Here is a 13,670-nt window from a genome sequence, read left to right as displayed (position 1 = left end):
AAGGGGGTCGTCGCCGCGCTCGCGCTTTCGTAGCGTCGAAGACATGAGCGACGTCACGATCTTCGCACCGTCCCCGACGCTCACCGTCACCGTCGAGGAGCACGACGGCGAGCCCGACATCCACCTGCACGCCGGCGGTCAAGGTGTGTGGCAGGCCCGCATGCTGGTCCGGCTGGGCGCCTCGGTCACGATGTGCTGCGCCCTCACCGGTGAGATCGGACGGATGCTGCGCCACCTGCTCGAAGACGAAGGCCTCACCGTCGTCGGGGTCGAGCGCGAGGGCACCGGCTCGGCGTACGTCCATGACCGCCGAGGCGGCGAGCGCCGCATCATCGCCGAAGCCGCCGGCGAGCCGCTCGCCCGCCACGACCTCGACGAGCTCTACGGCGTCGCATTGCGGGACGGACTCGAGTCGGGTCTCGTGATCCTGAGCGGTCCGGCCGGCGACGAGACGCTGCCCGCCGACACCTACCGCCGGCTGGCCGCCGACCTGCGTGCCGGCGGCGCGAAGGTCGTCGTCGACCTCGCGAGCAAACGTCTGGTGGCCGCGCTCGAAGGCGGCGTCGACGTGCTGAAGGTGAGCGACGAGGAGCTCGTCGCCGACGGCCTGCTCACCGACGACTCCCCCGCGACGCTGCTGGCGACCATGCGAGACCTGCATCGGCGGGGCGCCGATGCCGTCATCGTGTCGCGCGCGAGCAAGCCGCTCCTGCTGCTCGACGCCGACGGATTCGTCGAGGTCGAGGCCCCGCGGATGGAGGTGACCGACACGCGCGGCGCAGGCGACTCCCTCACCGCGGGCGTCGCCGCGGGCATCGCGCGCGGTGAGTCGGCGCGCGAGGCCGTCGTGACGGGCGCTGCCGCGGGCGCGCTCAACGTCACGCGGCACGGCCTCGGCACCGGTGATCCGGATGCGATCGCGCAGCTGCGCGAGGCGGTGACCGTCCGCCCGCTCGTCGACGACTCGGCCGCCGGTGTCACCCAGCCGGTCACCGGACACGTGAGCCCCGACGGCCTGGCCGCGCTCGCCGATCCGCAGGACCCCGACGCGGAGGTGCCGCGATGACCCGCACCCTCATCACCAACGACGACGGCATCGACGCGCCGGGGCTCCACGCCCTCGCACAGGCCGCGCGCACCGCCGGGCTCGACGTGACGGTCGCCGCCCCGATGCGGCAGTCGAGCGGGACGAGCGCCTCGATCGTCGCCGCCGAAGAGGACGGCCGCATCGCGATCGAACAGCGCAGACTCCCGGGACTCGACGGCGTGCCCGCGTTCGCGGTGCGCGGCGGGCCCGGGCTCGTCGCACTCATCGCCGCGCACGGCGCGTTCGGCGATCCGGCAGAGCTCGTGCTCTCGGGGGTGAACCACGGCGCGAACGTCGGCCGCGCCATCCTCCACTCCGGCACCGTGGGCGCAGCGCTCACCGGCGGGCTGAACGGCGCATGGGGCGTCGCGATCTCGCTCGACGTCGGCATGAACCCCACCGAGTTCCACTGGGATGCCGCGGCCGCCGCCGCCCTCGACATCCTGCCCTTCGTCCTCGAGCGCCCGCGGGGCACGGTGGTGAACCTCAACGCGCCGAACGCGCCGACGAACCGGGGCATCGTCGAGGCATCGCTCGCGCCCTTCGGCATCGTGCAGACCACGCTCACCGAGCGCGACGCCGGGCACATCCGGCTCGCTGTCGAGGACCTGCCGAACACGCCCGAGCCGGGCAGCGACGCCGCCTACCTCGCCGAGGGCTGGGTGACGCTCACCGGCCTCGACCCGGTCTCGCACGTGCCGCTGGGGTTCGCCCGGGTCGAGGCATCCGCTCGCCCGTCGCGCTGAGACGCCCGGGAACGATGAAGGCCTCCCCACACCGTGGGGAGGCCTTCCAAGAATGTTTTGCGCGATTGAACGCTGGTCGATGCCTTATCGACGGAGACCGAGGCGCTCGATGAGCGAGCGGTAACGGTTGATGTCGATGTCCTGCAGGTAACCCAGCAGGCGGCGGCGCTGACCGACGAGCAGGAACAGACCACGACGCGAGTGGTGGTCGTGCTTGTGCTCCTTGAGGTGCTCGGTGAGGTCCTTGATGCGCTGCGTCAGCATCGCGACCTGCACCTCGGGGGATCCGGTGTCACCGGGGTGCGTCGCGTACTCTTCGATGATCGCCTTCTTGACGTCTGCTTCCAGTGCCATAGGTGATCCCCTCTCTGCTTGTTGCGCGGTGCCCGTCACCCGATGTGCGAGCTCTCTTTCTCCGCGGCCGATCCAACGGCAACCTGAAGAGTCTACCAGCGAACGGATGCCGCGGCGAACGCGCCGTCGTCGGCGCGGGTGCGTAGCCTGACCGCCGCACATCGGCGGATTTCGGACGTCGCATCCCATCCCGGGTTCGGGCGTCGGCGGGCGGGCGTACCGTGGCCTGCGTGACCACGACGCGAACTCCCCCGGCGGTACGTGCCGAGCGACTGCCGTCCCCGCGCTGGATCACGGTGCAGTTCGTGCTCGCCGGGATCGTGTGGGGCGCGAGCTTCCTCTTCATGAAGGTGTCGCTCACCGGCATCTCCCCCGCGCAGGTCGCGTGGACACGCATCCTCCTCGGCGCGCTGACGCTCGGCGCCCTCGTGCTCCTGCGGCGCGAGCACCTGACGCGCAGCATCAGGGTGTGGGCGCATCTCACCGTGCTCGGCCTCACGTTCTGCGTCATCCCGTTCCTGCTGTTCTCGAGGGCCCAGCAGCACGTCAGCTCGGGCGTCGCCAGCATCTTCAACGCAACCACGCCGATCATGACCGCGATCATGGCGTGGCTGGTGTTCCGCGTCGAGCGGCTCAAGGCCCTGCAGGTCCTCGGGATCGGCGTCGGCATCCTCGGTGTCGTGGTGATCATCGCCCCGTGGCAGGGCATCGCGCTGGACGGCAGCCTCGTCGCCGAACTGGCGATCCTCGGCGCGACCGCGAGCTACGGCTTCAGCTTCGCCTATATGCGGCGCTTCGTCTCGAACACCGGCATGTCGGCGCTGGCGTTCACGTTCGGGTACATCGCGATGGCCGGCGTCGTCATGGCGCTGCTCACGCCGTTCCTCGTGCTGACGCCGGTGCGGCTCGACGTGCCGATCGTCGTGAGCCTGCTGCTGCTCGGCTGCCTCGGCACCGGCATCGCGTACGTGTGGAACCAGAACACCGTGCGCGCGTGGGGCCCGACCCGCGCCTCGACCGTCACCTACATCACGCCGGTCGTCGGCGTGATCCTCGGCATCCTGATCCTCGGCGAGACGGTCACGTGGAACGAGCCGGTCGGCGCGCTCGTGGTGTTCCTCGGCATCCTGCTCGCGCAGGACCGGCTCCGTCCCCGCTCACGCGTCTGACGCTTGCGGCGGGCCTGCGGCCTCAGGCCGCGCCGCGGCGCACGCGCCCCGGGGTCTCGCCCGTCACGCGCGTGAAAGCACGACTGAAGGCCGCTTCGGATCCGTAGCCGTGCGCGGCGGCGACCGCGGCCACGCTCCTCCCCTCGGCGAGCATCGCGCGCGCACCGCGCATGCGCGCCGCCGACACGTACGCCATCGGCGGCATCCCCACGACGGACGCGAACCGCGCCGCGAACACCGACCGCGACATCGTCGCGCGCCGCGCGAGGGCGTCGAGAGTCCACGGATGCCCCGGATCGCGGTGAACCGCGGCGAGCGCTGCGCCCAGCTGCGGGTCGCGCAGCGCCGCGAGCCACCCGTTCGAATCGGCGCGCTCATCGGCCAGCCAGGCCCGGACCGTCTCGACGACGAGGACGTCGGCCAGACGCGTGGCGACGGCGTCGCCGCCCGGCTTGGGCTCGCGCAGCTCTCGGGCCAGCAGCGGCAGCAGCGCCGCCATCACGGGGTGGCGGGCCGAGTCGACGGTGACGATCGGCGGGAGCACGGCGAGCATGTCGTCGACCGCCGGCGAGTCGAAGGCGACGACGCCGCACAGCAGCGCCAGCGGCGGCTCGGTGACCTCGGGCCCGATGCGCAGCACGGAGAACGCATCGCCGAGCATCACCTGAGGCAGGAGGTCGGCGCGGCCGACCACCTCGGCGCCGGGCGTCGTCGCGACGCGGTGCCCGATGCCGCGCGGCACGAGGGCGAGCTCACCGGCCGCCAGACGCACCGGCTCGGCACCGTCGACCTCGAGATACGCCGTGCCGTGCGCGACGATGTGGAAGCTCAGCGTGCCCGCGAACTGCGGCATCTCGACGGCGCACTCCGTCGACGCCTCGGTCCACGAGTAGAACGCTCCGCGCATGCGCACCCGGTAGAGGGCCGCCGTCAAGGCGTCCTCGCTCTCCCACGGCATCGCGACGCTCATACGCTCTCCGGACGATCGATCATGAAATGCGTACTCCTGACGATAGATCATCCGGGCCACTGTTGCGAGGGTGGGAGCACCACCGAAGGGAGACCCTCATGAACATCCTCGTCATCGGCGCCACCGGCGGATCCGGCCGCGCCGTCTGCGACGCCCTCCTCGAACGCGGGCACCGTGTGACGGCGCTCGCTCGCCACGCGTCCGCCCTCCCCGCTCGCCCGGGCCTCGAGCGCGTCGACGGCGACACCACCCGGGCGTCCGTCCTCGATGCGGTGGTCCCCGGGCACGACGCGATCGTCGTCACGCTGGGCATCTCGGAGCCGACGCTGCGCGTGAGGCTGCGCGGCGCTCAGGGCACGCGCAACGATGTCCGGTCGAAGGGCACCGCCGAGATCGTGGCGGCTGCGCGCCGAGCCGGCGTCCGCCGCCTCGTGGTGCAGTCGTCGTACGGCGTGGGCGACACGCGGTCGCTCCTGCGCCTGACCGACCGCATGCTGTTCGCGCTGCTCATCCGCCCGCAGATCATCGACTCCGAGATCCAGGAGGGCGTGCTGCGCGGCTCCGAGCTGGACTGGACCATCGTGCAGCCGGTGTACCTCACCGACGGCGACTCGGCCGAACACTTCACGTCGATCGACGGCTCGATCCGCCGCAGCAAGGTCGCGCGCCGCGGGGTGGCGCACGTCCACGCCGACCTCGTCGAGGGCGCGCTCAGCGTGCGCGAGACGGTATCGGTGTCGGGCTGACCGCGCACAACACGCAGAAGAGTGGATGCCTCGGGGCGAGGCATCCACTCTTCTGCACGTGCGAGAGGGTCAGTCCTGCTGGAGCGCGCCCTGCAGGTCGAGCGTGATGGTGACGTCCTTGCCGACCAGCACGCCGCCGGTCTCGAGGGCGGCGTTCCACGTGAGGCCGAAGTCCTCGCGGTTGACGACCGTCTTGGCCGTCGCGCCCGCCTTGTAGTTGCCCCACGGGTCGACGCCGAAGCCGCCGAACTCGAACTCGAACGTGACGGGCTTGGTGATGCCGCGGATGGTCAGGTCGCCGTCGACGAGGAAGTCGCCCTTCTCGACGCGCGCGCCGGTCGAGACGAACTCCATCGTCGGGTGGTTCTCGATGTCGAAGAAGTCGGCCGAGCGCAGGTGGTTGTCGCGGCCCTCGTCCTTGGTGTCGACAGAGGTGACGTCGACCGACGCCTCGACCTTCGCCTCGAGCGGGTTCTCGGGGGCGACGAGGGTCGCGCTCTTCATGCCGAAGGTGCCGCGCACCTTCGAGATCATCATGTGGCGCACGCTGAAGGTGACCTCGCTGTGCGCGGGGTCCAGCACCCAGGTGCCCGCCTTGTAGCCGGGAACGTCGATCGTGGTGGAGTCGGTCATGGTCGTCCTTCGTGTTCAGGTCCGTGTGGGGCGCCCGTGGCGACGGGCATACGGGCTCCAACACAGCCTTGCAGATGTTCTATTCCCGTGAATGCAAATTACCGGCGAACTCTGGAAGACGACGAAGGGACGGATGCTGCGGCATCCGTCCCTTCGGGCGATCGAGGTGTCGGTCAGCCGACCTTGATGAGGTCGATGACGAAGATCAGCGTCTTGCCGCCGAGGAAGTGGCCGCCGGCGGGACCGTAGGCGAGGTGCGGCGGGATCACGAGCTCGCGGCGACCGCCCTCCTTCATGCCCGGGATGCCGTCCTGCCAGCCCTGGATGAGGCCGCGGAGGGGGAACTGGATGCTCTCGCCCCGGTTCCACGACGAGTCGAACTCTTCGCCCGTCTCGTACTCGACGCCCACGTAGTGGACGGTCACGGTGTCGCCGGGCTTCGCCTCGGCGCCCTCGCCCACGACGATGTCGCGGACGACGAGGTCGGCCGGCGCCGGGCCGGCGGGTGCGTCGATCTCGGGCTTGGTGCGGTCGTCAGTCATGCGTCCATCCAACCATCGACAGGCCGCGCGCGCCGAGCGAGTTCGCCGTCAGGGGAACCGCCGGGGTTCTCTTGACACCCGCGCGGGCCTCCCGGCATGCTGGGGGCAGACCAACTCAGCGCTCGGTAGACACGCAGGCATCGCCGCGGCACCGAGCGCTGAGTCTTGGTACCGGGGCTTCTGCGCGGTTCCGCGATCAGGGGGCGAACATCGCCGCGCGGGTCGCCGCGGTCTTCGCGAGCAGGTCGCGCTCCTCCGCCGCCGCCTGCGGGTCGCGGCCGGTGATCGCCCGCTGACGGGTCGCGGCCAGAGCCGTGGCATCCGTGATGAAGGTCTTCATGAGCGGCGTCCGGTCGCCACGCAGCGTGCGCGCCCACGCGAGCGCGGCCTTGCGTCCGGCGGAGGTCGCGAGCATGTCGACCTCCTGCGGGGTGAACCAGCCGGCGGTGGCGTACTCGCCGAGCCGGCGCCGCGTGAGGCGGGACTCCTCGCGTCGCAGCGCCACGATGCCCAGGATGAAGCCGATGAACAGCGGCACCTGCAGCGTCAGGTAGAGGAAGAAGAAGTCGCCGAACATCGCCGACCCGTTCCAGAACGCGTGCAGGGCGATCGCGCCCGCGAGACCGACCAGGCCCGGCCCGATCGCCTGCCCCGCCGACAGCCCTCGCCGCGCGGCGAGGCCGAGGGCGAAGCCGGTGACGCTGGTGAACATGACGTGGGCGAACGGAGAGAGGATGCCGCGGAGGAAGAACGTCGTGGTCGTCTCGGCGGCGCCGCCCTCGATGAAGCTCACGGCGAAGTACTGGATGTTCTCGGTGAACGCGAAGCCCGCGCCCACCAGCGCTCCGTAGACGATGCCGTCGATCGGACCGTCGAACGCGCGCCGGGCGGTCGCGAAGATGAGGAAGACGCCGAGCCCCTTCGCGAACTCCTCGACGACCGGCGCCTGGACGACCGTCTGCAGCACCTCGCGGGCCCCGGCCGCGGGGCCGAACATCATCGACAGCACGAGGTCGACACCGAGCGCGATGCCGACGGCTGCGACCGCACCCCACGCGATCGCCAGGATGAGCAGCCCGAGAGGCTCGGGCTCCCACCGGTCCACGAGCCGCACCGCGAACAGCACGCCCACGAGGGGCACGACGGCGAGCACCATGCCGATGAGGGACGCCGCAGGGCCGAGCGCGTCGAGGAAGTACGCGACGAGCACGATCAGCACGAGCACGAGGACGCCGATGATCCAGATCGACGCGCTGCGCCCGCGGCGCGCCGGCGCCTCCGCGGGGATCTGCACGGGTGCGGGCGAGGTCGCGGGCGGCGTGATCGCCGCCGGAGCGGCGACGCGCGGCTGCGCGAGCGGCGAGGCGAACTCGGGCGGCGTGAGTGAGGGCCGGGGACGGGAGGCACCGGGGTCGAGCGTCATGCGCACAGCCTATGGGGGCGGCGGACGCCGGTGCCACGGCCTGTGGAGGGCCTGCGCCGGCACCCCGGCGACTAGGTTGGAGGGTATGCGCTTCGCCCACGTCGTCCCGCCGGATTCGGGTGAGCCGAGGCTCGCGCTCGTCGAGGGCGACGAGATGATGATCGTCGCGGAGCTGTTCGACGGCGCCCCCCGCGTGCTCGAGGAGCTCATCGCCGGCGGCGACGAGCTGCTCGACCGCGTGCGCGACGCGGCGGGCGCCGCGACGAGGCATCCACTCGAAGGAATGGGGTTCGCGTCCGCCGTCCTCTCGCCACCGGTCATTCTCGCGATCGGCCTCAACTACGCTGCGCACTCGAGTGAGCTGGGCCTCAAGACGGACTCGACGCCGACTGTGTTCGTGCTCTGGCCGAACTCTCTCGCCGGGCACGACCACACCACCATCTGGCCGCGCTCGCTCAGCGAGTCGGTCGACTACGAGGCCGAGCTCGGCGTGATCATCGGCACCCCGGCCAAGGACGTCTCCCCCGAGGACGCGCTCGACCACGTGTGGGGCTACACGGTGGTCAATGACATCACGGCGCGCGACATCCAGTACTCCGAGGCACAGTGGTCGCGCTGCAAGTCGTTCGACGGGTTCACGCCGACGGGTCCGTTCGTCGTCACCGCAGACGAGGTGCCCGACCCGCAGGACCTCCACATCTGGACGGTGCTCGACGGCACCACGCTGCAGGACGCCACCACCGGCCAGATGGTGCGGCCGGTCTCGACGCTCATCTCGCACCTGTCGAAGTCGGCGACGCTGCTGCCGGGCACACTGATCTCGACCGGCAGCCCGGGCGGCGCCGGCTACTCGCGGGACCCGCAGGTGTTCCTCCGCGACCGCTCGACGGTCACCGTCGGGATCGACGGCATCGGCGCGCTCACGACGCACTGCCGCATCCTCGACTGACGTCGCGCCTGACGACACGAGGGGCGGGTCCGCGCCGCGGACCCGCCCCTCGATGTCGATGCTGCGTCAGTTGCAGGTGATCTGGCCGCCGCCCTGCAGCTCCCAGACTCCCGGGCCGAGTTCGGCGCACGCGGCCGCGAGCCCGCCCACCACCGCGACCACGATGATGATCGTCACGATGATCGCGACCACCATGAGCACCGCCGAGATGATGATGGCGGCGAGGGCGAAGCCGTTCTTGACGCCCGCCTTGCGGCTCTGGACGAGCGCGACGATACCGAGGATCAGCGCGACGAGCTGAAGGAAGAACGACAGCACGAATGCGACGATGCCCAGGGTCTTGCCCGGGACGGGCGCGTCGGGCCCCGGTGCGCCGTAGGCGGCCGGCGGCGCGGCGTTGTAGGCCGGAGCGGCTGCGGGGTACGCCGGCGGTGCCGCCGCGTACTCGGGCTGGGCAGCGGGCGCGGCCGGGGCCGCGTAGTCCGGTGCCGGGGCTGCCGGCGCTGCGTAGTCCGGCGCCGGAGCGGCCGGCTCGGCCGCGGGCGGCAGGGGCGCGTCGGCGGGCGGCTGAGGCGCAGTGGGCTGCGACGCGGGCTGCTGCGGCGGCTCGGGTGCGGCCGGGTTCTGCGGATCGGTCATTTCTCGCCTTTCGTTCGAGTCTCCCCGACGTTATCGATCGGGAGCCGCCCGCGGCAACCGGTTCAGCGCGTGTCCGCAGGGGCCTCGTCGGGGATCTCTTCGGGCGCCACCACGACCGGGATCGCGGCGGTGATGGTCTCGAGTCCCGACAAGCGGGCGGGCGAGAGCTGCTTGGCGACCTCGTCGCGCGACATGAGGCCCGCCTCGACCACGAGGTCGGCGACGCCGCGCCCCGTGAGCAGGGCGGTCTTGGCCAGCGCCGCGGCGGCGGCGTAGCCGATGAACGGCGTGAGCGCGGTGATCACGCCGACCGACGAACCGACCATCGCGCCGAGGCGCTCACGGTTCGCGGTGATGCCGTCGACGCAGTTGACGCGCAGGGTGTACATCGCTTGGCGCAGCCACGTGATCGACTGGAAGATCGAGTGCGCGATGACCGGTTCGAACGCGTTCAGCTGCAGCTGCCCGCCCTCGACTGCCATCGTCACCGTGAGGTCGGCACCGGCGACCGAGAACGCCACCTGGTTCACGACCTCGGGGATGACGGGGTTCACCTTGCCGGGCATGATGCTCGACCCCGCCTGGCGGGCCGGCAGGTTGATCTCGCCGAACCCGGCCTGCGGGCCGGACGACAGCAGGCGCAGGTCGTTGCAGATCTTCGACAGCTTGATCGCGTTGCGCTTGAGCGACGCCGAGAACGACATGAACGAGCCGGTGTCGCTGGTCGCCTCGACGAGGTCGGAGGCGGTGTCGAGGTCGAGGCCCGAGATCTCGCGGAGGTGGCGCAGGACCGCCGGCGCGTACGACGGGTGCGTCGTGATGCCGGTGCCGATCGCCGTGGCGCCCATGTTCACCTCGTAGAGGAGGTAGGCGTTCTCGGTGAGGCGCTGGTGGTCGTAGCCGAGCGTCGTGGCGAACCCGTGGAACTCCTGGCCGAGGGTCATGGGCACGGCGTCCTGCAGCTGGGTGCGGCCGACCTTCAGCACGTCGTGGAACTCGACGGCCTTCGCCAGGAACGAGCGGCGGAGCAGATCCAGCTCCTCCAGCAGCGTCTTCAGGTCGAGGCCGAGGCCGACCTTGATCGCCGTCGGGTAGACGTCGTTCGTCGACTGGCTGCGGTTGGTGTCGTCGATCGGCGAGAGATAGGCGTAGTCGCCCTTCTCACGACCGGCGAGCTCGAGCGCGATGTTGGTGATGACCTCGTTCGCGTTCATGTTGGTCGACGTGCCGGCACCGCCCTGGATGACGCCCACCACGAACTGGTCGTGGAACTCGCCGTCGATCACCAGCTGGCACGCGCGGTCGATGAGGTCGGCCTTCGCGGGGTCGAGCACCCCGATCTCGCGGTTCGCGCGGGCAGAGGCCTGCTTCACCATCGCGAGTGCCCGCACCAGGTCGGGGTAGACCGAGATCGGCCTCTTCGAGATGGGGAAGTTCTCCAGCGCACGGGCGGTGTGGATGCCCCAGTACGCGTCGGCGGGGATCTCCAGGGATCCCAGGGAGTCGGTCTCGATGCGGGTTCGCGTCATTGCGTCCAGAGCCATGTGTGCAGTCCTCGTGGGTCGTTCACAGCGGTGTGCGGGGATGCTTCGAGCCTACCCGCGGCTCCTGTCCGCCGGGGTGTACACGGCGTACACTCAGCCCCGCCTCCACGTACACGGGGGCGGTCGCCCGACAGCGCCGGGAGTGCCCTCAGCGACGCTTGCGGGAGAACGCCTCGAGCCGCTCTTCGGGCGTGAGCCGCGACATCCGCTCGACCCACTCCGCCGAGAAGACGTCGCCGGTCGGCGCCTCGACGACGGGCACGACGGCGTGGGTGACGGTGTCGTCGTACACGTGCACGAGGTGGAACGACTGGCCGGCGTCCATGCCGTTGACGTCCACCGCGGGGCGCGCGAGGTTCATGGTGTAGCAGGTGGCCGCGGCGACCGACACCGGCACGCCCGCGAACGTGCCACTGGTCGAGTAGTGCAGGTGACCCGCAAGGATCGCGCGCACGTCGCTGCCGGCGATCACCTCGGCGAGGCGCCCCTGATCACGCAGCTCGAGGATGTCGAACAGCGGCACATGCGACGGCAGCGGCGGGTGGTGCAGCGCCAGGATCGTTCCGAGCGGCGCCGGCGTCGCCAGTTCGTGACGCAGCCACTCGAGCTGGCCGTGGTCGAGGTCGCCGTGGTGCCAGCCGGGCACCGTCGAGTCGAGCGCGATGACCCGCAGCCCGGCGAGGTCCCACACGCCGGTGACGGGCTCCTCGGTCGGCTCGAGCCCGAGCAGGTCGCGGCGCAGCGCCGGGCGCTCGTCGTGGTTGCCCGCGACCCACACCACGGGCGCGCCGAGGCGCTCTGCCACCGGCTCGACCGCCTCGCGCAGCGCCGTGTACGCCGCGGGCTCGCCGAGATCCGTCAGGTCGCCCGTGAACACGATCGCATCGGGACGGATGCCGGTGGCCTCGGCCGCCTCGAGCGTCCTGGCGAGGTTCGCCGCGGTGTCGAAACGACCGCCGAGCGGCGCGTTGCCCGCGAGCAGGTGCGTGTCGCTCACATGCAGCAGCGTCCGCCGCGCGGGAGGGTACTGACCGAACTGGACAGGTGCGGCGGTGGCCATGTGCCTCAGCCTAAGCCGTCGCCCCGACAGCGATCAGTCCCGGCGGGGACCACTCAGTGGTTGAAGACGATGAGCAGCAGTCCGCCGAGCACGGCTGCCGCGCAGACCGCGAAGCACGCGTAGGCGCCGACGAGGGCGAACCGCTTCTGCCCTTCGGTGAGCGGGCTGCGCTTGGCGGCCTTGGCCGCGGCCTTCTCGGCGCGCCGCGCCTCCTTCTCGGAGATCACGGTGATGGCGTCGGTGAACTCGGCAGGCGCGACGACGGGCGCGCGTCCGGCGCGGACGAGCAGCCGGAGGCCCAGCGCGTAGAACGAGACGACCACGACGGCCGAGATGAAGGCGGCGATGAACACCTGCACGAAGGCGAGCCAGTTGATGATCATCGTGCGCCTCCGTCCTTCGGTCCGCTCTCGGATCGGTCTGCGGACTTCGCCGCCTTCGCGGCCTTCTTCTCCGCGGTCGCAACAGCGGCGACGCGGCGCGCCTCCTCGCGGGCGAGCGCGCGCTGGCGGCGCGTGGGCGGCGGGTTGCGCTTGACCTTGACGGCCTTCCCGGAGTCGGCGACCTCGCTCATGGCGTTCGCCGCGGTGACCTCGTCGCGGCGCGAACGCATGAAGAGCGCCAGGATGATGACGACGGCCAGGACGGCGTCGATGATGACGCCCCAGACCGGGAGCCACACGACGATGAGCGCGGCGGCCGCGCCGACGGCGCCCGCGGCGGGCAGCGTGAGGATCCAGCCGACCATGATGCGGCCGGCGGTGCGCCACCGCACCTGCGAGCCGCGGCGTCCGAGGCCGGAGCCGATGACCGATCCCGACGCGACCTGTGTGGTCGACAGCGCGAAGCCGAGAGCGCTCGACGCGAGGATCGTCGAGGCCGTCGACGCCTCGGCCGAGAAGCCCTGAGCCGGCTTGACCTCGGTGAGGCCCTTGCCGAGGGTGCGGATGATGCGCCAGCCGCCCATGTAGGTGCCGAGCGCGATCGTGATCGCACACGCGAACACCACCCATGTCTGGGGCTCGGGGTTCGAGGCGGACTGGAGGCCCGAGGTGATGAGCAGGAGCGTGATGATGCCCATCGTCTTCTGGGCGTCGTTCGTGCCGTGTGCCAGCGCCACCAGCGACGACGTGAAGATCTGACCGACCCGGAATCCGTCGCGCCCGTCGGGCTTGCTGTCGTAGCGGCGGGTGAGCGCATAGGCGAGCTTCGTCGCGGTGAACGCGATCACGCCCGCGGTGACCGGCGCGATGAACGCCGGGAGGATCACCTTCGACATCACGACGCCGAAGTTCACCGCGGTCACGCCGACGCCGACGATCGTCGCACCGATGAGCCCGCCGAAGAGGGCGTGAGACGACGACGAGGGAAGGCCCAGAAGCCACGTGAGCATGTTCCACGTGATCGCGCCGATGAGACCGGCGAGGATGATCTCGGGGAAGATGCTGTGGGAGATCTGCTCCTCATTGATGATGCCGCCCGAGATGGTCTGGGCGACCTCTGTCGACAGGAACGCGCCGACCAGGTTGAGCACGGCGGCGAGGAGGACTGCGGTCTTGGGCTTGAGCGCGCCGGTCGCGATGGGCGTGGCCATCGCGTTCGCCGTGTCGTGGAAGCCGTTCGTGAAGTCGAAGAACAGCGCCAGCGCGATCACCAGAACGATGATGAGGGTTGCGGTTTCCACCGTTCGCTTTCGGTGAGGAGAATGTGGAGGGGTGTGCCGACGGGATCGGCGCGACGAACGAAGAGTTCACCAAGAGTTCAGGAACCGGCAACCGGCCAGGAAGAATCCTACATCGGCGACCCTG

At 70.8% G+C, this 13,670-nt stretch carries 15 protein-coding genes; 5 read left to right on the top strand and 10 right to left on the bottom strand.

Features of this window, described 5'->3' with window-relative positions:
• The first annotated feature begins 43 nt into the window (after positions 1-43).
• Positions 44-1,066, top strand: coding sequence for a 1-phosphofructokinase family hexose kinase (locus tag ACFC1I_RS14465; RefSeq protein ID WP_376010635.1), 1,023 nt, complete (start codon positions 44-46; stop codon positions 1,064-1,066).
• Positions 1,063-1,833, top strand: coding sequence for a 5'/3'-nucleotidase SurE (gene surE, locus ACFC1I_RS14460; RefSeq protein WP_376010632.1), 771 nt, complete (start codon positions 1,063-1,065; stop codon positions 1,831-1,833). Before ACFC1I_RS14465 ends, surE begins: the two co-directional genes overlap by 4 nt.
• An 84-nt stretch (positions 1,834-1,917) precedes the next feature.
• On the opposite strand, the gene rpsO is transcribed toward surE, so the two are convergent.
• The gene (rpsO, locus tag ACFC1I_RS14455; protein WP_005048780.1) at positions 1,918-2,187 is read right to left on the bottom strand and encodes a 30S ribosomal protein S15; all 270 of its coding nucleotides are present in this window, start codon (positions 2,185-2,187) and stop codon (positions 1,918-1,920) included.
• 230 nt (positions 2,188-2,417) lie between these two features.
• Here rpsO and ACFC1I_RS14450 point away from each other — a divergent pair, with 230 nt between their 5' ends.
• Positions 2,418-3,356, top strand: a complete 939-nt coding sequence (locus ACFC1I_RS14450; RefSeq protein ID WP_376010629.1) for a DMT family transporter — start codon at positions 2,418-2,420, stop codon at positions 3,354-3,356.
• A 22-nt stretch (positions 3,357-3,378) separates the two neighbouring features.
• On the opposite strand, the gene ACFC1I_RS14445 is transcribed toward ACFC1I_RS14450, so the two are convergent.
• Positions 3,379-4,326, bottom strand: coding sequence for an AraC family transcriptional regulator (locus tag ACFC1I_RS14445; protein WP_376010626.1), 948 nt, complete (start codon positions 4,324-4,326; stop codon positions 3,379-3,381).
• 98 nt (positions 4,327-4,424) lie between these two features.
• Here ACFC1I_RS14445 and ACFC1I_RS14440 point away from each other — a divergent pair, with 98 nt between their 5' ends.
• A complete protein-coding gene (locus tag ACFC1I_RS14440) occupies positions 4,425-5,072 on the top strand; it encodes an NAD(P)-dependent oxidoreductase (RefSeq protein ID WP_376010624.1) in 648 nt (215 codons plus the stop codon).
• Between the two features lie 69 nt (positions 5,073-5,141).
• On the opposite strand, the gene ACFC1I_RS14435 is transcribed toward ACFC1I_RS14440, so the two are convergent.
• From ACFC1I_RS14435 to ACFC1I_RS14425, 3 genes are all read right to left on the bottom strand, one after another.
• Positions 5,142-5,705 carry a YceI family protein gene (locus ACFC1I_RS14435; RefSeq protein ID WP_376010621.1) on the bottom strand — a complete coding sequence of 188 codons (564 nt, stop codon included), beginning with the start codon at positions 5,703-5,705 and terminating at the stop codon, positions 5,142-5,144.
• 173 nt (positions 5,706-5,878) lie between these two features.
• The gene (locus ACFC1I_RS14430; protein ID WP_056370156.1) at positions 5,879-6,247 is read right to left on the bottom strand and encodes an FKBP-type peptidyl-prolyl cis-trans isomerase; all 369 of its coding nucleotides are present in this window, start codon (positions 6,245-6,247) and stop codon (positions 5,879-5,881) included.
• A gap of 196 nt (positions 6,248-6,443) precedes the next feature.
• On the bottom strand, positions 6,444-7,670 hold the full coding sequence (locus ACFC1I_RS14425) for a PrsW family intramembrane metalloprotease (RefSeq protein ID WP_376010619.1): 1,227 nt from the start codon (positions 7,668-7,670) through the stop codon (positions 6,444-6,446).
• Positions 7,671-7,755: 85 nt separating this feature from the next.
• On the opposite strand from ACFC1I_RS14425, the gene ACFC1I_RS14420 reads away from it, so the two are divergent.
• The gene (locus ACFC1I_RS14420; protein ID WP_376010616.1) at positions 7,756-8,619 is read left to right on the top strand and encodes a fumarylacetoacetate hydrolase family protein; all 864 of its coding nucleotides are present in this window, start codon (positions 7,756-7,758) and stop codon (positions 8,617-8,619) included.
• Positions 8,620-8,685: 66 nt separating this feature from the next.
• On the opposite strand, the gene ACFC1I_RS14415 is transcribed toward ACFC1I_RS14420, so the two are convergent.
• From ACFC1I_RS14415 to ACFC1I_RS14395, 5 genes are all read right to left on the bottom strand, one after another.
• Positions 8,686-9,258: a DUF4190 domain-containing protein gene (locus ACFC1I_RS14415; RefSeq protein WP_376010613.1), complete on the bottom strand. Its 573-nt coding sequence runs from the start codon at positions 9,256-9,258 to the stop codon at positions 8,686-8,688.
• Positions 9,259-9,320: 62 nt separating this feature from the next.
• Entirely contained in the window at positions 9,321-10,802 is a 1,482-nt protein-coding gene (locus ACFC1I_RS14410) for an aspartate ammonia-lyase (RefSeq protein WP_376010611.1), read from the bottom strand.
• A gap of 148 nt (positions 10,803-10,950) precedes the next feature.
• Positions 10,951-11,862, bottom strand: coding sequence for a phosphodiesterase (locus ACFC1I_RS14405; RefSeq protein ID WP_376010608.1), 912 nt, complete (start codon positions 11,860-11,862; stop codon positions 10,951-10,953).
• Positions 11,863-11,915: 53 nt separating this feature from the next.
• The gene (locus tag ACFC1I_RS14400; protein ID WP_376010606.1) at positions 11,916-12,245 is read right to left on the bottom strand and encodes a peptidase; all 330 of its coding nucleotides are present in this window, start codon (positions 12,243-12,245) and stop codon (positions 11,916-11,918) included.
• Positions 12,242-13,546: an anion permease gene (locus tag ACFC1I_RS14395; RefSeq protein ID WP_376010603.1), complete on the bottom strand. Its 1,305-nt coding sequence runs from the start codon at positions 13,544-13,546 to the stop codon at positions 12,242-12,244. The genes ACFC1I_RS14400 and ACFC1I_RS14395 overlap by 4 nt, the downstream gene beginning before the upstream one ends.
• Positions 13,547-13,670 lie beyond the last annotated feature (124 nt).

This window comes from Microbacterium sp. NPDC056044, from assembly GCF_042267145.1.
In the GTDB taxonomy this organism is placed as follows: domain Bacteria; phylum Actinomycetota; class Actinomycetes; order Actinomycetales; family Microbacteriaceae; genus Microbacterium.
This window is presented reverse-complemented; position numbering and strand designations above follow the sequence as displayed.

Excerpts from the sequence above, each read along its gene's own strand:
- ACFC1I_RS14465 (WP_376010635.1), top strand. The coding sequence starts at position 44 with ATGAGCGACGTCACGATCTTCGCACCGTCCCCGACGCTCACCGTCACC.
- surE (WP_376010632.1), top strand. The coding sequence starts at position 1,063 with ATGACCCGCACCCTCATCACCAACGACGACGGCATCGACGCGCCGGGG.
- rpsO (WP_005048780.1), bottom strand. The coding sequence starts at position 2,187 with ATGGCACTGGAAGCAGACGTCAAGAAGGCGATCATCGAAGAGTACGCG.
- ACFC1I_RS14445 (WP_376010626.1), bottom strand. The coding sequence starts at position 4,326 with ATGAGCGTCGCGATGCCGTGGGAGAGCGAGGACGCCTTGACGGCGGCC.
- ACFC1I_RS14440 (WP_376010624.1), top strand. The coding sequence starts at position 4,425 with ATGAACATCCTCGTCATCGGCGCCACCGGCGGATCCGGCCGCGCCGTC.
- ACFC1I_RS14435 (WP_376010621.1), bottom strand. The coding sequence starts at position 5,705 with ATGACCGACTCCACCACGATCGACGTTCCCGGCTACAAGGCGGGCACC.
- ACFC1I_RS14430 (WP_056370156.1), bottom strand. The coding sequence starts at position 6,247 with ATGACTGACGACCGCACCAAGCCCGAGATCGACGCACCCGCCGGCCCG.
- ACFC1I_RS14425 (WP_376010619.1), bottom strand. The coding sequence starts at position 7,670 with ATGACGCTCGACCCCGGTGCCTCCCGTCCCCGGCCCTCACTCACGCCG.
- ACFC1I_RS14420 (WP_376010616.1), top strand. The coding sequence starts at position 7,756 with ATGCGCTTCGCCCACGTCGTCCCGCCGGATTCGGGTGAGCCGAGGCTC.
- ACFC1I_RS14415 (WP_376010613.1), bottom strand. The coding sequence starts at position 9,258 with ATGACCGATCCGCAGAACCCGGCCGCACCCGAGCCGCCGCAGCAGCCC.
- ACFC1I_RS14410 (WP_376010611.1), bottom strand. The coding sequence starts at position 10,802 with ATGGCTCTGGACGCAATGACGCGAACCCGCATCGAGACCGACTCCCTG.
- ACFC1I_RS14405 (WP_376010608.1), bottom strand. The coding sequence starts at position 11,862 with ATGGCCACCGCCGCACCTGTCCAGTTCGGTCAGTACCCTCCCGCGCGG.
- ACFC1I_RS14400 (WP_376010606.1), bottom strand. The coding sequence starts at position 12,245 with ATGATCATCAACTGGCTCGCCTTCGTGCAGGTGTTCATCGCCGCCTTC.